A 15,176-nucleotide genomic window follows, 5' to 3' on the forward strand; every position below is an offset into this window, starting at 1 on the left:
CTATTTTATAATGAGATTAAAACTTTATAATATCCCTATCTAAGTAACATTTATCAACTAATCTTCTTAGTAGTATTTTTATTGTCCTTTTATGCCATCTATATATCTGCTTTATATCTTTTATAATTTCTTTTTTAGACATTTTAGAATCTTTTTTCCATAAATACTTCATTATTATTAGTTCTGTTCTTAATAATTTTTCTATTATTATTTCTTCTTTCATCTTATGTCGCTCCCTCATTCAGTATAACTTAAACTAATAATAGGAGCTTTTTAACACAAAAACTATAGGTAGACTTTACCATATGACCCACTTATTTAATTTATTTTTATATATTAAAATTATTATTCACATCTATAAATTTATCAAATTTTCAAACATATATGTTAAATAATAACTAGTTCTATTGCACTCTTCTAACTGTAGAATGAAATTAAATCACTAAAATTAGAGAACTCTAGTGACATAAATATATATGAACTAAGATTTGTAAAATAAATTATCATTTATATCATCAACTTATAAAAAACATATACTATTTTTGTTTTTATGAAACTTTTTTACTTGGGTAATAATATGTATGTTTTAAAAAAAAGTATCTTTCTAAAATAAAATCACAAGTAGAATAGATTTCATATAAAAAGGTTATTTTAATACTAAAATAATAAAAGGAGTTATTTATTATGTCAACTATAATTAAAGATAGATTTAAAGATAAAGTTATGATTGTAACAGGAGCATCAGGAGGAATAGGCAAGGCAATAGCATTAAGAGCTGCCAAAGAAGGGGCGAAATTAGTATTAGCAGATAAAAAAGAAGAAATGGGTAAAAAAACTTTGATGGAAATAAAAGAGATAACTCCAAATGTAGAATTCTTAATACTAGACTTGAAAACTTCTCAGAATTGTAAAAAAGTTATCGACACAGCAATTAATAAATTTGGAAGATTAGATATACTAATAAATAATGCTGGAATCACTGGAATACCTGCTCCTGTTCATGAAATGTCAGAAGAAATGTTTAGACATGTCTTTGATTGTAATGTTATGTCAGCATTTCATTGTTCACACTTTAGCATAAATGAAATGATAAAATTGGGCAACGGAGGAGTAGTAATAAATGTATCTTCAGTTGCTGGCTTAACTGGATTCCCTGGGCATAGTGCATATGTTACTTCAAAACATGCTTTAAATGGATTAACAAAAAATATGGCCTTAGATTATGCAAAAAATGGCATAAGAGTAAATGCAATTAATCCAGGTACTACAGATACTCCTATGTACCATGAAGCATTAGAATTCTTAAACAACAAAAGGAAAGAAACAGGAAATAAAAATACTGAGAATGGAATAGTATCAGGAAAAACAGTATCTCCACAGAATAGAGTAGCTTCTGCAGAAGAAGTTGGAGATGTTACTTTATTTTTAGCATCAGATGAAGCAAGCAATGTAACTGGTATATTTATGCCTGTTGATGGAGGTTTTACAGCATTTTAAATATTTTTAAACAATGCTATTAATGATTTATATTTTAATAAATTATCATCATAAAAGCACTCCTAAAATTATCGGAGTGCTTTTATGGTGATAATTTTCGTTCGTTTTATTATTACAACTTTTACTATAGTTTCATGTATCCTGTTAATATTTGTAATATTTTATATACTCTTTATACTTATTATTGCTATACTTTAATTAAGAAGATTAAATATAATATGAATTGGTGATTATCTATGAAAAAAAATCTAAATACTTTCTTATGGTACATATTAGGTATATTTCTTTCAGGCTTTATACTATCATTACTATTTGATAAATGGCTATACTTAGTTTCTTATATACCTACACTTTAAAAGGTAGCAACTGAAGATAGTTGCTACCTTTTAATCATCAATGCTTGAATTTTGATACACTAAAATTTTTAATTTGAGTTTTGAATAACTGTTCAATCTCATCAACTATACTCTGTATCTTATTTTCATATTCTAAATCATAATATATATTTATCTCACCTATACTATTTATACTTATAGAATATTCTTTTCTTTCTATTATACATATATTTCCACAATCTGATAAATCATTCTTGTATATTGATTTTAATTGCTTTTTTATCTTAAGAAAGTCTATCGCTGGATAAATATTATTTGGATAAAAGCACTTATCATGTATTAACATCTTATCCACCCCTTATCACTCTATTTATTAAATTTTATACCTTAATCATAATCATATTAAACATATTTTTCCATATTTTCATAATTATTTTATATAAAGTATCAACTATATCTATTAATAAAATCTATGTTTAGGTAGAACCTCTTATCATTCCATTTGTAAAACTTTATATATTATTAAAATAATATCCAACTTCTCTTATTGTTATAATCTTCTGAGGATTTTTATAATCTTTCTCTATTTTCTTTCTTAAACCATTCACTGCAACTACAACACTATAATTATCCTCTAAATATTCATTCATCCATACATGTTCATATATTTCTTTAATTGTTAGAGTCTTTTCCGCATTATCCATAAAGTAATTTAATAACCTATTTTCTGTTGGAGTTAATTTTATCATTTTATTTTCTAGTTTTATGACTCCACTGGCTCTATTATATTCTTCTAATTTTATGTTATTTTCCTTATTGTTTGTATATGAATTCAATCTTCTTAAAATAGCTTTAACTTTCGCATATAATATTTCTAAATTTAAAGGCTTTATTAAATAGTCATCTCCACCAGAATTTAAAGCATTTAAAATACTTTGTTCTTCATTTATGTAAGTTATATGAATAATTGGGCAAGTAGTTATATTTCTAATTTTTTTACAAAAATCCCAACCATCACCATCAGTTAAAATTATTTCTAGAAATATCAAATCAAATTTATTACTAAATATTTTTCCAATAGCTTCTTTACAATTATATGCTAAATAGACATTTATGCCTTTTTCTTCTAGAAACTGTTTCAATTCTTGGCAATTATTCTTATCTCCATCAATTATCAATACATTAGTTTGCATTATAGTCACTCCTAAATATCATTATTTTTTCTATAAATAACTAAGTAAATATCTTTAGTATATTTTCCAATAGTATTTCTTTACCATTATAAGAAACTTTAACAACTATAAATCCATAGTCTTTATTCTTTTCATATATTTTTATTCAATCTGCATACTTTAAAATTCACACAAGATATGTATGTACCTAGTAAATTATTTTCACATATATATTTGATAAAATTATTTAAAATCACTTACTAACTAAAACCAAGATTTTTATATTTTGATATAAATTATTTTAGACTATGTATTTTATTTTGTATTTCATTTGATTTTTAATTTACTGTATAAAGATAAATATCTAAAATTACACAATCTAACTCTATATTTTTACTATCATAATTACATCTTTAACAATTTTATCTGAATATACATTAGATTACTCGACTAAAAAGTATTTTAATTAAAGTCTAAAGTTTTAATTATTACAGTACATACCAATTTACTTTTTATAATATTATTATAAATTAGGATTTAAATCTTAAATATTTTTAAATAATACTTGAATATTAGCTTTAATATTAAAAATCATTATTAAATAATAATAAAAATCTCCTATTTTAGGGAAAGGGATATTAAGATAGTTTTTGTATTATAACTCTATTGTTTTTAAAAACTACTCTATCAGCCTGTCTAAGTATTGATTTATATGATTTATATAGTTATAATATAAGATATGTTGTATAATTTTGGTAAATATATTATTATAAAATTTTTATATTCTGTGTCTTGATATTTATAAAAGCATTATTTTATTATTATAATTATATTATATTTCAAAAAAAGTTTCCCTTTCCCTAAAAATGGCTACTTAAAAAATTAATATTCTTTGTCTAAATACTTTTATAACTTTTATTTTATAAACTTTTTAGCCTTATTCCTTGTTGTTCATATATTCTCACCTATATATTCTCACCTATATATTTGAGTGAATTTTTCTCCTCTAGTCTTATTTAATTCTTTAATTTCATTACAAGTTATTCCACCGATTACATACAGACTTCCTGTTAGTTAATAATCTTTTTTATCTATTACTAAATAACTTTATTCTGTCATCTTATAATACAACTCTTATATAGCATTCACGAAACCTCATAGTTTTTAAAATAAAAAAATCAAATTAAAAGTAACTTAATTCTTTAATATGTTAATAAATTATTTAAATATCTCTTAATATTTATACTGAAATCGAATTTATTTAAATAAATAGTAAAAGTTTTTTAACGCAAAAATTACAAGTAAGTTTTGACATATATTTTGCATCTTCAATCTATTTTTTTAATGTAAAATAACATTCATATCTATAAATTAATCCAATTTTCAAATAAATATATTGAATAATAAGCAACTCTGTTGTATTATTTAATTGTAGAATAAAACTAAATCGGCAAAACTAGAGAAATTTAGTGACGCAAAGCTATAGGGACTAAGGCTTATAGAATCCTTGTAAGTTATGTCAGCCAGTTGCCAAAAAGATATTTTCTTTTTGTTTTTTATGAAAGTTTTTTAGGGGGATGTAAAATGTTTATGGAAAAAATAGATATGTGTACACATATATTAACTGCTTATATTGGCAGTTCATATGATTACTGTAATTTTATAGATACACAGCTAGATGATTTTATACTAGAGTATGGAGAAAATGTAGTAGAATCTTGTCTACATCAAGTGATGGTATTGGTAAGTAGGTATAATTAGATAGATTTTGTTTTCTAGAGAACCCTTTTTAGTTTTTTCTACATTTAATAAACTAGAGAAATAATTACATCTAAAAAATAAATATTGAGAACCTTTTAATATAAAATATTAACTATAAATCATAATTAGGTAGACATCTCTATTAAATTATGATATAATAGTATTTGTGTTGATACACAATTAAATCAAGTATATCTTGATATAGGTTAATAGGAGTATTTTTAATGAATAATGGAATAGTGAAATGGTTTAACAACGAAAAAGGATTTGGATTTATATCAGTAGAAAATGGAGATGATGTATTTGCTCATTTCTCAGCTATACAAACTTCAGGATTTAAATCATTAGAAGAAGGTCAAAAAGTAAGCTTTGATATAGTTAAAGGCGCTAGAGGTCCTCAAGCAGAAAATATAACTATATTATAATATATAGATTTTTCGGGAAAGACTCTTTCAAGGGTCTTTTTTTATTTGATTATTTGAATATAATTTTTCATCCTAATATTATCACTTTTATCTTTTTAATTCCCATTTGTCATTTAAATTTCATACAAAAAATGAAATGCTACTAATTTCAGGTTGTTCTTATTTCAATAACACTTTTTATTTGTCAACATTTCTATTATATCTATCATTATTTTTCACCATTCTTTAATTGCTCATAACTGTATTTATATACATCGATATCTCACAATAAATTATATCTTACAATACTATATCAAAATTAATTAATCGTTGATTTTTATTTAGAAAATAATTTTTTCATTTTTATAATTTTTTCAATTTTCAAATAAATCTATTGAATAATACTCTATTCTGTTGTATTATATAATTGTAGAGTAAAACTAAATCGGCAAAACTAGAGAAATTTAGTGACGCAAAGCTATAGGGACTAAGGCTTATAAAATTTTTATAAGTTATGTTAGCCAGTTGCCAAAAAGATGTTTTCTTTTTGTTTTTATGAAAGTTTTTTAGGGGGATATGATAGTATATTTACAAATAATATAGATAGATACACTCATATATTATCTACCTATATTGGTAGTGCATATGATTATTACGATTTTATAGATACACAATTAAATGATTTTATACTATAGAGCGGATAAAAATAGTTGAAAATTATTTACATCAAGTTATGCTATTAGTAAACATAATTAGATAGATTTTATTTTCTAGAAAACCCTTTTTAGTTTTTTCTACTTTTTAAAAATACTTAATGAAAATTAATTGATATATATTCTTATCATTCAGATTTTCATTTTTTAATGAAATATAACAAATCTAAAATAATTTAGATTACTAATTTATTTATTAGAATCGTCTGGATTTAACTCAAGTCGATTTCTTAAGATGTGTAAAAATGAATTTTTCTTATCTAATGTGATATTTTTTATATCAATTTATTTAAAATACTACAAATTAAATTAATATAATTACCTCCTCATAGTATTCTAAACTCATACTGATTCTATGAGGAGATTAAATTAAAGACTATTATCTGATATCCTATTTATGTGATAAACCAAGAAAAAAATTTGATTTATCTGCATCTAAAAAAAATTATTTTATTTTTTCATATACTTTATAGTATTTTTATCATTTTTATCTTATGTAATTTTTTTTGGACTTCCTATTAATACATTAAATACTTGAAACTTTTTTATAAAATATTTTTTTCTTCCACTACTCAATGATATAAAAACTAAAAATCATACTAAAAAATACATGCTTTTATTTAAAATATATTTCACTTAATTATTATTAGAATTTCAAATAATTTCTTACTTTGAATTATTCTTTTTCTTGATTTTTAATTTGATTTTTATTTATATACATTTTTTTGTCAACCATATGTAGTATTTCCTCAAGATTATCTTCTTTATTATATTCACTTACTCCACAAGCAAAACTTAGGTCATATTTTTCTAACTCTATCTTAGATTTATTAAGAGCATTTAAGAGTACATCTTCAGTTACTTTAGTTGATATCAACATGAATTCATCTCCACCTGTACGATAAAGAGATGCAATATCTTTAATATTCTTATTAATAACATTAACAAATAAAATTAATACTTTATCGCCCTCATCATGTCCATAATTATCATTTATATATTTGAAATTGTTAATATCTAAAAGAGCAATAACACAATTTAAAGAATTATTAATTTTATCCAGCATATAATTATACATTTGGCGATTATATGCTCCTGTCAAAGAATCTTTTGAAAAGAAATTAATATTTTGTAGTATATAATAAATAATAAGCCCTAATGCTGAGAATCCGTAACTTAGAAAATGATAGTAATAAAAAATTTCTAAAAGTAATCCTGCTATTATTGTAACAGCAATGGATGTAACAATAATACGTTCCATTTTCTTTTCTTGTACATGAGAAGTAACTGGATTGATTATAAATATTAAAATATATAATAATACTGTAAAAGAAGGTATAAAAAATAGACATCCTCTTTCATAATAATTATTTATATCTATAAAAAATATAATTTTAATAAACATACTAAAAAAACAAATAATAAAATTTATCAAAAATGGCAAATAAAATATAATTGTATCCTTTTTTTGTTTAAATATCTTTATAAGTAAAATAGGAATCAATGGACTTATTGCAAAATTTAAAAAAGATGTAATCCTACGAATCATCCATAGTGATGAATTTGTCTGTCTTGATATTATGTAATCAGTAGATGTGGCTATAATAAGTATTAAGTTAATTACTATTGATATTATAAACAATCTACTCTGCTCTTTATTAAATAAATGATTCATTTTAATAAGAAATATCAAAAAAATTAATCCTATAAATGGTATCAAATAGGCATAAATAATGGTACTCAAATTTTGTCCTCCTCCTATATACATTATCAATTAAAATATACTTCTATACTTAAGTTTTTCTATCATTGCCACTTTATAACACCTATTCCATATCATATATTATACACTAGAAAAATGACTTATTATATTATAATATGCAAATATCTTCCATAATTTTTTTTTAAGAAATTTTTTAAGAAATAAAAATAAATTTTATATCAATTAAATAGAATATTAAAACTCTAATCCCATTTATATAATAAAAATATTATATAAAAATAAATTTATTTTTTAAATTTATTTAATAGGCTACAATTATTCCACATAACCTCTTACTTGATATTTTATTAGTTAAATTCATATAAACTAAGCTAACACTAGAAATTTTAAACAATAATTAATAAAGTAACTCTTTACCATTTAGCCACTATATTATATCTATTCTCTCAGATAAATCTTTTTAACATAATAAAACATAACAAAATATTATAAAACATAACAAAACACAACAAAAACTTAGACATCGTTTTCTTAGTATGATATACTGAAAAAGAATTTACATTAATTTACTAAGGGGGAATATATTGTGTTAAAAAAATTTTCGGTATTGGCTTTAGCTATGATTATTTCGTTAAGTATTACTGCATGTAATTCTAAAGACAAAAAAGTTAATAATGAAGCTAATACTAAAGTGACAACAACTAATGATTCAAAAGAAAAAGAAACTCTTTTTGTCTATTCAGGGGCAGGTTTAAAAAAGCCAATGGATGAAATAGCTCAGAAATTTGAGAAAGAAAATAATGTCAAAATTGAATATAGTTATGCAGGTTCTGCACAACTAATAGCTCAAATTGAGACAAGTCACAAAGGCGATGCATTTATTGTTGGTTCTGAGCCAATCTACTCAAAAGCATTTGAAAAAGAACTTGTAAGTGAACATAAAACGGTGGCACATCATACACCTGCAATAGTTGTACCTAAAGGAAATCCTGCTAATATTCAAAACCTAGAAGACCTAAATAAAGAAGGTATTAAACTTATTTTTGGAGATAAAGAGTCTAATGCTATCGGTAAGACTACTCAAAAAATACTTGAAAAAAATAATTTGAAATCTATAAATGATAATGTTGTTTCTACAGCTGCAACTGTAAACGAAATGATTGTACAGTTAATATCAAGTAAAGCAGATGCTACAATAGCTACAAAAGACTCTGTTTTTGGTAATAATGATGTAGAAGTTATAGAGATTGCTCCAGATAAAAACATAGACCAAATCATATCAGCAGGAACTGTGAACTATAGTGATAAAAAGGATTTAGCCAATAAATTTATAAATTATGTCGCGTCTGATGAAGCTAAACAAGTATTTAAAAAATATGGTTTTGAACCAGTTAAGTAGTGGTTTAATTTGAAAAATAAAATCTTTATTATGCTACTTACTGGATTCTTTGCTATAGTCTTTTTATTTATCGTATCTCCACTTTTTATGCTAATCATTAAGGGGCTGAGTTATGTTCCTATATGCTTAAATTCAGTAGAAGTACAATTTGCAATAGTACTTAGCATCAAGACATCTTTAATATCTACCATAGTATGTCTTTTATTAGCTATTCCAGCAGCTTACTTTTTGCATATTACTAAATTACCATTTAAAAAACTACTTATACAGATAATAAATCTTCCTATGTCTCTTCCTCATCTAGTGTCAGGAATTGCTCTTTTACTTTTGTTTGGTAGAATGGGTATTGGAGATTCCCTTTATAAAATTCTTAAACTTGATTTTGTATTTACAAGACAAGGAATAGTTTTGGCTCAGGTATTCGTAAATCTACCACTCACAATTAAAATACTCCTCACTTCATTAAATGATGGTAATGAAAAGATGGTATTTGTTGCACGCACTCTTGGATGTAACCGTTGGGAAGCATTTAAATTTATAATTCTTCCAAATCTAAAAATTGGAATAATATCTGCAACTGTAATGACTTGGTCAAGAGCACTTGGTGAATTTGGTGCAGTGGCTATGATAGCAGGCTCTACACGTATGAAAACTGAAATTATACCCACTTCGATATATTTAAATATGTCTACTGGTGATATAGATATTGCAGTAGGTATAGCTGTAATTTTGATATTTATATCACTTGCATGCTTGATGTTTTTTGAAATATTTTTTAATAGAGAGGTTGATAAAAACTAATATGTTAGAAATTAAAAATTTATCGCTTTATTTGCCTAATTTTAAGTTAAAAAAAAATAGTTTAAAAATTAATAATCATGAATACTTCGTTTTATTAGGTTCTAGTGGTTCAGGTAAAACTCTATTCCTAGAAACATTAGCAGGAAGATACTCATTTGCTAAAGGAGATGTAACATACAAAGAAAATCTAATATCAAGTCTACCTCCAGAAAGCAGAAATATAGGGTTTGTATATCAAAATTTTGAACTATTTCCAAATATGAATGTTGAAGATAATATAAGGTTCCCACTTAAATTGAGAAAAATACATAAAGATGAACAAATGTTTAAAGTTAATCATTTATCCAAATTAATGCAGATAGAAAACATAAAAAAAAGGTATCCTAAAAATCTAAGTGGAGGAGAAAAACAGAGAGTTGCATTTGCACGTGCATTAATAGCTGAACCTGATATATTACTACTAGATGAACCTATGAGCTCATTAGATTATATTACAAAAAAACACATAAGCAAAATACTAAAGGAAGTTTATCTAAAATACAAGCCAACAGTTATTCATGTTACTCATGATATTTCTGAAGCAATGTTCTTTGCTCATAAAATAGGAATAATGAACGATGGAAAAATAAATCATATTTTTGAATTAAATGAACAAGTAAGACAGAAAGGAGAATCTTTTTTCTATGAATATATTTGATACCTTAAAAGATTACTTATTAGAACAAGTTGACAAATATAATTTAGATATGGATATGATAAGTATTGTATCTAAATCTCTATCTGCTAAAGAAGCAATTGGAAATACTAAACGCAAAGATTTTCCAATTATAGTAGGTAAAGAAATAATGCTTGAAGCCGATTTTAAAGGAGCTAAAGGGCAAGCATTTACTTCTACTCCAGCTATATTTGAAGGTTCTTTGAAAGAAATACTCTCATTAGATTTACATGGTAGCTCTCATGATAGAAGTCTTTTTATAGCATCATTAAATGCAGTTATGAGGCACTTAGGTATGACAGATAGAACCATTCACTGTAAAAACAATGAGCCAGAAATATGTGCAAAGAACTTTCTTAAAGTTATAAAAAGTAAATTTAACAATCCCAAAGTAGCAATTATAGGATATCAACCAGCTATAATCGATAATGTTAAAGATTTTTTTGAAACTAGAGTATTAGATTTAAACCCTGAATTTATAGACACTATTCAGTATAATGTCAAGATTGAAGATGGTATAAGAGATTATGAGGATGTAATATCTTGGGCTGATATAATTATTTGTACAGGAAGCACATTATGTAATAACTCAATTGTAAATTTTATGTCATTAAATAAACCAGTTTACTATTATGGAACTACGATAGCTGGTGCATCAAACATTTTAGGTCTCAAAAGGCTCTGTTTTTGTAGTAAATAACCAATTATATTAATAAGGAGTGCACAAGTATCAATGTGCACTTTTTATATTTATACCTAAATTTCCTATTATTTTTACTAGTTTTACATATAACTATTTTTTTGATTTTAAACTAATAAAAAAGTTTTATTCCATTAATCCACTCTATATTTTTTAAGATTTAAGAAATATTTTTTAGGATTTTGTTTGATAATATAATTAAGACAGCTTTTCAGGAGATGATTAAATGACACTCAAGAATAAAAAATTTACTATAAATAAGTATGGAATTTTATCTATCATTTTAGTTTTATGCTTGATTTTAACAGGTTTCAATAGTTATGTGAATTATGATAATAGAAAATTTAAAGATTATGTTGTCTTTTATGTTCAACATCAAGATGATGAAGTGTTGTGGGCTGGCAGTGCTATTGTAAATGCTATAAAAGAAAGAGGAAAAAATCATGTATTTGTTGTTTTGGTATCTACTGGATGTGGTATATCTGTTTTTGATAAATATGAAAAATATGAAAACCTTACAGACATACAAAAATCAGAGTACAGAAATAGAGAGTTTTTAGCTTCACTTAATAATCTTGGGGTAAAAAGAGAAAATATAATATTATTACCAGAAAAAAATACAAATGGTAATACTGACTTCAATTATATGGAGAAAATTGCTCTTACTTTTGAAGAAATTTTTAAAAGTGTAACTCATATAGCACATACTTATAAGTTAGATGACCATTTGCAACATTTAAAAAATGGTTCTGTTATCCAAAATTTGTATAATGCTGGTCAAATAAAAGATGTTAAATATTTTGTAAAACCTAAGTTTGCTGATAAAATAACTTTCAATAATAAGATAATTTACAAAGCACATTCCTATGAGGATTATGAAAAAGTAAAAAAGGCTTGTGAACAATATAAGCTTGTTGATGAGTTAGAATGTAGAGAAGGTATTGGTTATAAATCCGACCATAAATCGTTTGATAAATTACTTAGTGATAAAAGCGTTCCTGCTATACTTCATACACCTAATTTATAATATTTAGTTTAACTTAATCCATAACAAATATATTCATTCGAGATTTTGTAATATAGCACTTTCTTGTGCTATACTACTTTCTCTCGCTTACTTCTTTTATTGTATTCGATTCTATAGCTTCTGCTATATAAACACATCCAAAGTCATTTCTGTTAAAATGTATAACCCTATTCGCCTTAAAATCTATGAGTTTTATTCTTAAGTCTTTTATATATTTTTATAACAAACTAAATCAAAATAATTATTTGTTATAAATTCTTAATAATTATGAAACTCATTTGTTATTTATATTTGTTAATATATTTTTATACCCAAGAAGTTAATAAATCTAAAACAAGGTAAGGAGCGTGATAAATTATACTAGACACTTTCATAAATTTTTAAGTTCTTATTAACATAGACATCTATACTTCAATATTTACTATATTCATTAACAATATAAAAATACTAGTTTTATTTCATAATGAATATACTCACTGTTTTCTAATACCTATTTTTAGTATAAAATAAAAATTGGTTAAAATAAAATTTCAAGGGGGATTAATAAATTGACTCAAAACATATTGGTCGTGGATGATGATAAGGAAATAGTTGATGCTATAGAATTCTATCTAAGACCTGATAACTTTAATATTTTAAAAGCATATGATGGATTGGAAGCATTAGATATGTTAATTGAAAATGATATTAAATTAATAATAATGGATGTAATGATGCCAAATTTAGATGGTCTTAAAACTACACTTAAAATAAGGGAAAAGAAGAATATACCTATAATCCTTTTGTCTGCAAAATCAGAAGATATGGACAAAATTATAGGCCTTAATATGGGTGCTGATGACTATATAACTAAGCCATTTAATCCACTAGAACTTACTGCTCGAGTAAAATCTCAACTTAGAAGATACATAAATTTAGGAGATTTTAGCAATTTAAACAATTCAAAGGATACTAATTATATTCTAAAAAGTGGTGGTCTGGAGTTAAATACAGATACAAAAATAGTTTCTTTAGATGGCGAGGAAGTTAAGATGACTCCTATTGAATATAAAATACTTACACTTCTTCTATCAAGAAAAGGTAAAATTTTTTCTTCTCGTGAGATTTATGAAAATGTTTGGAATGAAGATGCTTACAGTTGTGAAAGAACAGTTGCTGTTCATATTAGAAGAATTAGAGAAAAAATTGAAATTAATCCAAAAGAACCAAAATATTTAAAGGTGGTGTGGGGTATTGGTTACAAAATTGAAAAACTTAATTATTAATGATTCTAAAGCAAAATTTATTTTATTATTATTACTATTTCTATTAAGTTCTATATTGTTTGAAGCAATTTATGATTTGAATAATAATTTTACTTATAATATTGATTATTATTATAGAGAGTTTGCTCTACCTTATTTTTATTTTTTCGGAGCGCCTTTGCATTTGTCAAAAATAGAATTAGAGTTTGTCTGTATAGGTGTTATATTATCAAGTTTTTTATTGACTATATTATGTTTTGCATTATATAAAAAAAATAAACAGACTAAAGTCAAATTCTTAGAAAATGTCATAAGTCTTTTTTCTAAGGTAAAAATAGAACTTACACTTATATTAATTTTGATACTATTAGCCTTAAGGTTTCATGCATTTTCAAGTAATAAAATATTTTACAACACTAATTTAATAATCTACAATTTTATCATTATATCTATAGTCTACATAATATATGAAAATATTAAATATAATAACTATAATCTAAAAGATATGTCTATAACATATGTATTCTTTTCAAACTTACTTAGTATGTATAATAGAAAGACTATAAACAAAAAATTAGCTCTAGTATTTTTAATATCTATAGTTATACAAGCTATTATTCAATATCTGGTTTTGATATTCTTTATGTATATATATTATGCTGAGGCAATAGCTATAGTAATTTTATTTACACTTGTAAACACAGTTTTTCATTTTTATATATACAACTTTTTATCAGCTAAGTTTAATTACATAAATAATATATCAAAGAATGTAAAAAATATTGAGAATGGAAATCTAAAATACAAGCTAGAAGTAATAGGAGATGATGAAATATCTACTTTAGCCAAAAGTATAAATACTATAACAGATGGTCTTGAAACTGCTGTAGATGCTAATATAAAAAGTGAAAGGATGAAGACAGAACTTATCACAAATGTATCTCATGACTTAAAAACTCCACTTACATCTATATTAAATTATGTAGATATGTTAAAAAATAATGAATTTGATAAAGAAACTATAAACGACTATATAAATATTTTAGATAAAAAAGCACAAAGATTAAAGTTATTGATAGAAGATATATTTGAAGCTTCTAAACTCAGTAGTGGTGATGTGGAATTTAATATAACAAAAACTGATATAAAAGAACTTTTAATTCAAAGTACAGTAGAGTTTGAAGATAAAATTCAAAGTAGTAATTTAGATTTTATAATAAAAACACCAGAACATTCTGTATTTACTATGATAGATGGGAAAAAAACTTGGAGAGTTTTTGAAAATCTAATTAATAATATATTAAAATACTCTATGCCAAACACTAGAGTTTATATAGACATGTTTACAGAAAAAGAAAATATAATATTAACATTTAAAAATATTTCAAATGATAAACTAAATCTAAAACCAGAAGAACTACTAGAAAGATTTAGAAGAGGTGATATAGCTAGAAAAACAGATGGCTCTGGCCTTGGTTTGTCGATAGCTCAAAACATAATTGAATTAGAAAATGCAAACATGCAAATAGTTATTGATGCTGATTTGTTTAAGGTGGTACTCATTTTCAAAAAAGTTAATTAATATAAGGCTATATAAGGTTGTAATTGCAGACTAGTATCATATCACATTAGATGATAGTTATCTTGCCAATTACAACCTTATAAAACACTCTCAATACACATAT

14 protein-coding genes and 2 riboswitches are annotated in these 15,176 nt (G+C 24.2%); of the genes, 10 read left to right on the forward strand and 4 right to left on the reverse strand.

Features of this window, described 5'->3' with window-relative positions; translation table 11 throughout:
* Positions 1-16: 16 nt before the first annotated feature.
* Complete coding sequence (locus tag KGF38_RS07090) at positions 17-223, reverse strand: BlaI/MecI/CopY family transcriptional regulator (RefSeq protein WP_079770227.1); 207 nt, start codon at positions 221-223, stop codon at positions 17-19.
* Positions 224-684: 461 nt separating this feature from the next.
* Between KGF38_RS07090 and KGF38_RS07095 the strand changes: the two genes are divergently transcribed.
* Positions 685-1,497: an SDR family NAD(P)-dependent oxidoreductase gene (locus tag KGF38_RS07095; protein ID WP_074178373.1), complete on the forward strand. Its 813-nt coding sequence runs from the start codon at positions 685-687 to the stop codon at positions 1,495-1,497.
* A 393-nt stretch (positions 1,498-1,890) separates the two neighbouring features.
* Here KGF38_RS07095 and KGF38_RS07100 read toward each other — a convergent pair whose 3' ends face one another.
* Together KGF38_RS07100 and KGF38_RS07105 are read right to left on the reverse strand one after the other, a co-directional pair.
* Positions 1,891-2,178: a hypothetical protein gene (locus KGF38_RS07100; protein ID WP_074178374.1), complete on the reverse strand. Its 288-nt coding sequence runs from the start codon at positions 2,176-2,178 to the stop codon at positions 1,891-1,893.
* 166 nt (positions 2,179-2,344) lie between these two features.
* The gene (locus KGF38_RS07105) at positions 2,345-3,025 is read right to left on the reverse strand and encodes a response regulator transcription factor (RefSeq protein ID WP_054277089.1); all 681 of its coding nucleotides are present in this window, start codon (positions 3,023-3,025) and stop codon (positions 2,345-2,347) included.
* 1,418 nt (positions 3,026-4,443) lie between these two features.
* Positions 4,444-4,539, forward strand: a riboswitch (cyclic di-GMP riboswitch).
* Between the two features lie 49 nt (positions 4,540-4,588).
* Here KGF38_RS07105 and KGF38_RS07110 point away from each other — a divergent pair.
* Together KGF38_RS07110 and KGF38_RS07115 are read left to right on the forward strand one after the other, a co-directional pair.
* Positions 4,589-4,765 carry a hypothetical protein gene (locus KGF38_RS07110; RefSeq protein WP_054270912.1) on the forward strand — a complete coding sequence of 59 codons (177 nt, stop codon included), beginning with the start codon at positions 4,589-4,591 and terminating at the stop codon, positions 4,763-4,765.
* A 224-nt stretch (positions 4,766-4,989) separates the two neighbouring features.
* On the forward strand, positions 4,990-5,190 hold the full coding sequence (locus tag KGF38_RS07115) for a cold-shock protein (RefSeq protein ID WP_021385087.1): 201 nt from the start codon (positions 4,990-4,992) through the stop codon (positions 5,188-5,190).
* A gap of 416 nt (positions 5,191-5,606) precedes the next feature.
* A riboswitch (cyclic di-GMP riboswitch) is annotated at positions 5,607-5,702 on the forward strand.
* A gap of 856 nt (positions 5,703-6,558) precedes the next feature.
* On the opposite strand, the gene KGF38_RS07120 is transcribed toward KGF38_RS07115, so the two are convergent.
* Positions 6,559-7,626 (reverse strand): GGDEF domain-containing protein, encoded by a 1,068-nt coding sequence (locus KGF38_RS07120; RefSeq protein WP_074178375.1) that lies wholly within the window; start codon positions 7,624-7,626, stop codon positions 6,559-6,561.
* 565 nt (positions 7,627-8,191) lie between these two features.
* Here KGF38_RS07120 and modA point away from each other — a divergent pair.
* The 7 genes from modA to KGF38_RS07155 all read left to right on the forward strand — a co-directional run bounded on the left by modA (position 8,192) and on the right by KGF38_RS07155 (position 15,073).
* Positions 8,192-9,004 carry a molybdate ABC transporter substrate-binding protein gene (gene modA / locus KGF38_RS07125; protein WP_074178376.1) on the forward strand — a complete coding sequence of 271 codons (813 nt, stop codon included), beginning with the start codon at positions 8,192-8,194 and terminating at the stop codon, positions 9,002-9,004.
* Between the two features lie 9 nt (positions 9,005-9,013).
* The gene (locus KGF38_RS07130) at positions 9,014-9,805 is read left to right on the forward strand and encodes an ABC transporter permease (RefSeq protein ID WP_054270914.1); all 792 of its coding nucleotides are present in this window, start codon (positions 9,014-9,016) and stop codon (positions 9,803-9,805) included.
* Position 9,806: 1 nt separating this feature from the next.
* Positions 9,807-10,502, forward strand: coding sequence for an ABC transporter ATP-binding protein (locus tag KGF38_RS07135; protein WP_054271070.1), 696 nt, complete (start codon positions 9,807-9,809; stop codon positions 10,500-10,502).
* Positions 10,489-11,220 (forward strand): Rossmann-like domain-containing protein, encoded by a 732-nt coding sequence (locus KGF38_RS07140; RefSeq protein WP_074178377.1) that lies wholly within the window; start codon positions 10,489-10,491, stop codon positions 11,218-11,220. Before KGF38_RS07135 ends, KGF38_RS07140 begins: the two co-directional genes overlap by 14 nt.
* 226 nt (positions 11,221-11,446) lie before the next feature.
* Entirely contained in the window at positions 11,447-12,247 is an 801-nt protein-coding gene (locus tag KGF38_RS07145; protein WP_074178378.1) for a PIG-L family deacetylase, read from the forward strand.
* A 548-nt stretch (positions 12,248-12,795) separates the two neighbouring features.
* Positions 12,796-13,512: a response regulator transcription factor gene (locus KGF38_RS07150; protein WP_074178379.1), complete on the forward strand. Its 717-nt coding sequence runs from the start codon at positions 12,796-12,798 to the stop codon at positions 13,510-13,512.
* On the forward strand, positions 13,481-15,073 hold the full coding sequence (locus tag KGF38_RS07155; protein WP_054270918.1) for a sensor histidine kinase: 1,593 nt from the start codon (positions 13,481-13,483) through the stop codon (positions 15,071-15,073). Before KGF38_RS07150 ends, KGF38_RS07155 begins: the two co-directional genes overlap by 32 nt.
* Positions 15,074-15,176: the final 103 nt, after the last annotated feature.

The sequence above is a fragment of the Clostridioides sp. ZZV14-6387 genome (assembly GCF_020657835.1).
Classification (GTDB): domain Bacteria; phylum Bacillota; class Clostridia; order Peptostreptococcales; family Peptostreptococcaceae; genus Clostridioides; species Clostridioides difficile_A.

Excerpts from the sequence above, each read along its gene's own strand:
- KGF38_RS07100 (WP_074178374.1), bottom strand. The coding sequence starts at position 2,178 with ATGTTAATACATGATAAGTGCTTTTATCCAAATAATATTTATCCAGCG.
- KGF38_RS07110 (WP_054270912.1), top strand. The coding sequence starts at position 4,589 with ATGTTTATGGAAAAAATAGATATGTGTACACATATATTAACTGCTTAT.
- KGF38_RS07105 (WP_054277089.1), bottom strand. The coding sequence starts at position 3,025 with ATGCAAACTAATGTATTGATAATTGATGGAGATAAGAATAATTGCCAA.
- KGF38_RS07135 (WP_054271070.1), top strand. The coding sequence starts at position 9,807 with ATGTTAGAAATTAAAAATTTATCGCTTTATTTGCCTAATTTTAAGTTA.
- KGF38_RS07090 (WP_079770227.1), bottom strand. The coding sequence starts at position 223 with ATGAAAGAAGAAATAATAATAGAAAAATTATTAAGAACAGAACTAATA.
- KGF38_RS07115 (WP_021385087.1), top strand. The coding sequence starts at position 4,990 with ATGAATAATGGAATAGTGAAATGGTTTAACAACGAAAAAGGATTTGGA.
- KGF38_RS07095 (WP_074178373.1), top strand. The coding sequence starts at position 685 with ATGTCAACTATAATTAAAGATAGATTTAAAGATAAAGTTATGATTGTA.
- KGF38_RS07145 (WP_074178378.1), top strand. The coding sequence starts at position 11,447 with ATGACACTCAAGAATAAAAAATTTACTATAAATAAGTATGGAATTTTA.
- KGF38_RS07140 (WP_074178377.1), top strand. The coding sequence starts at position 10,489 with ATGAATATATTTGATACCTTAAAAGATTACTTATTAGAACAAGTTGAC.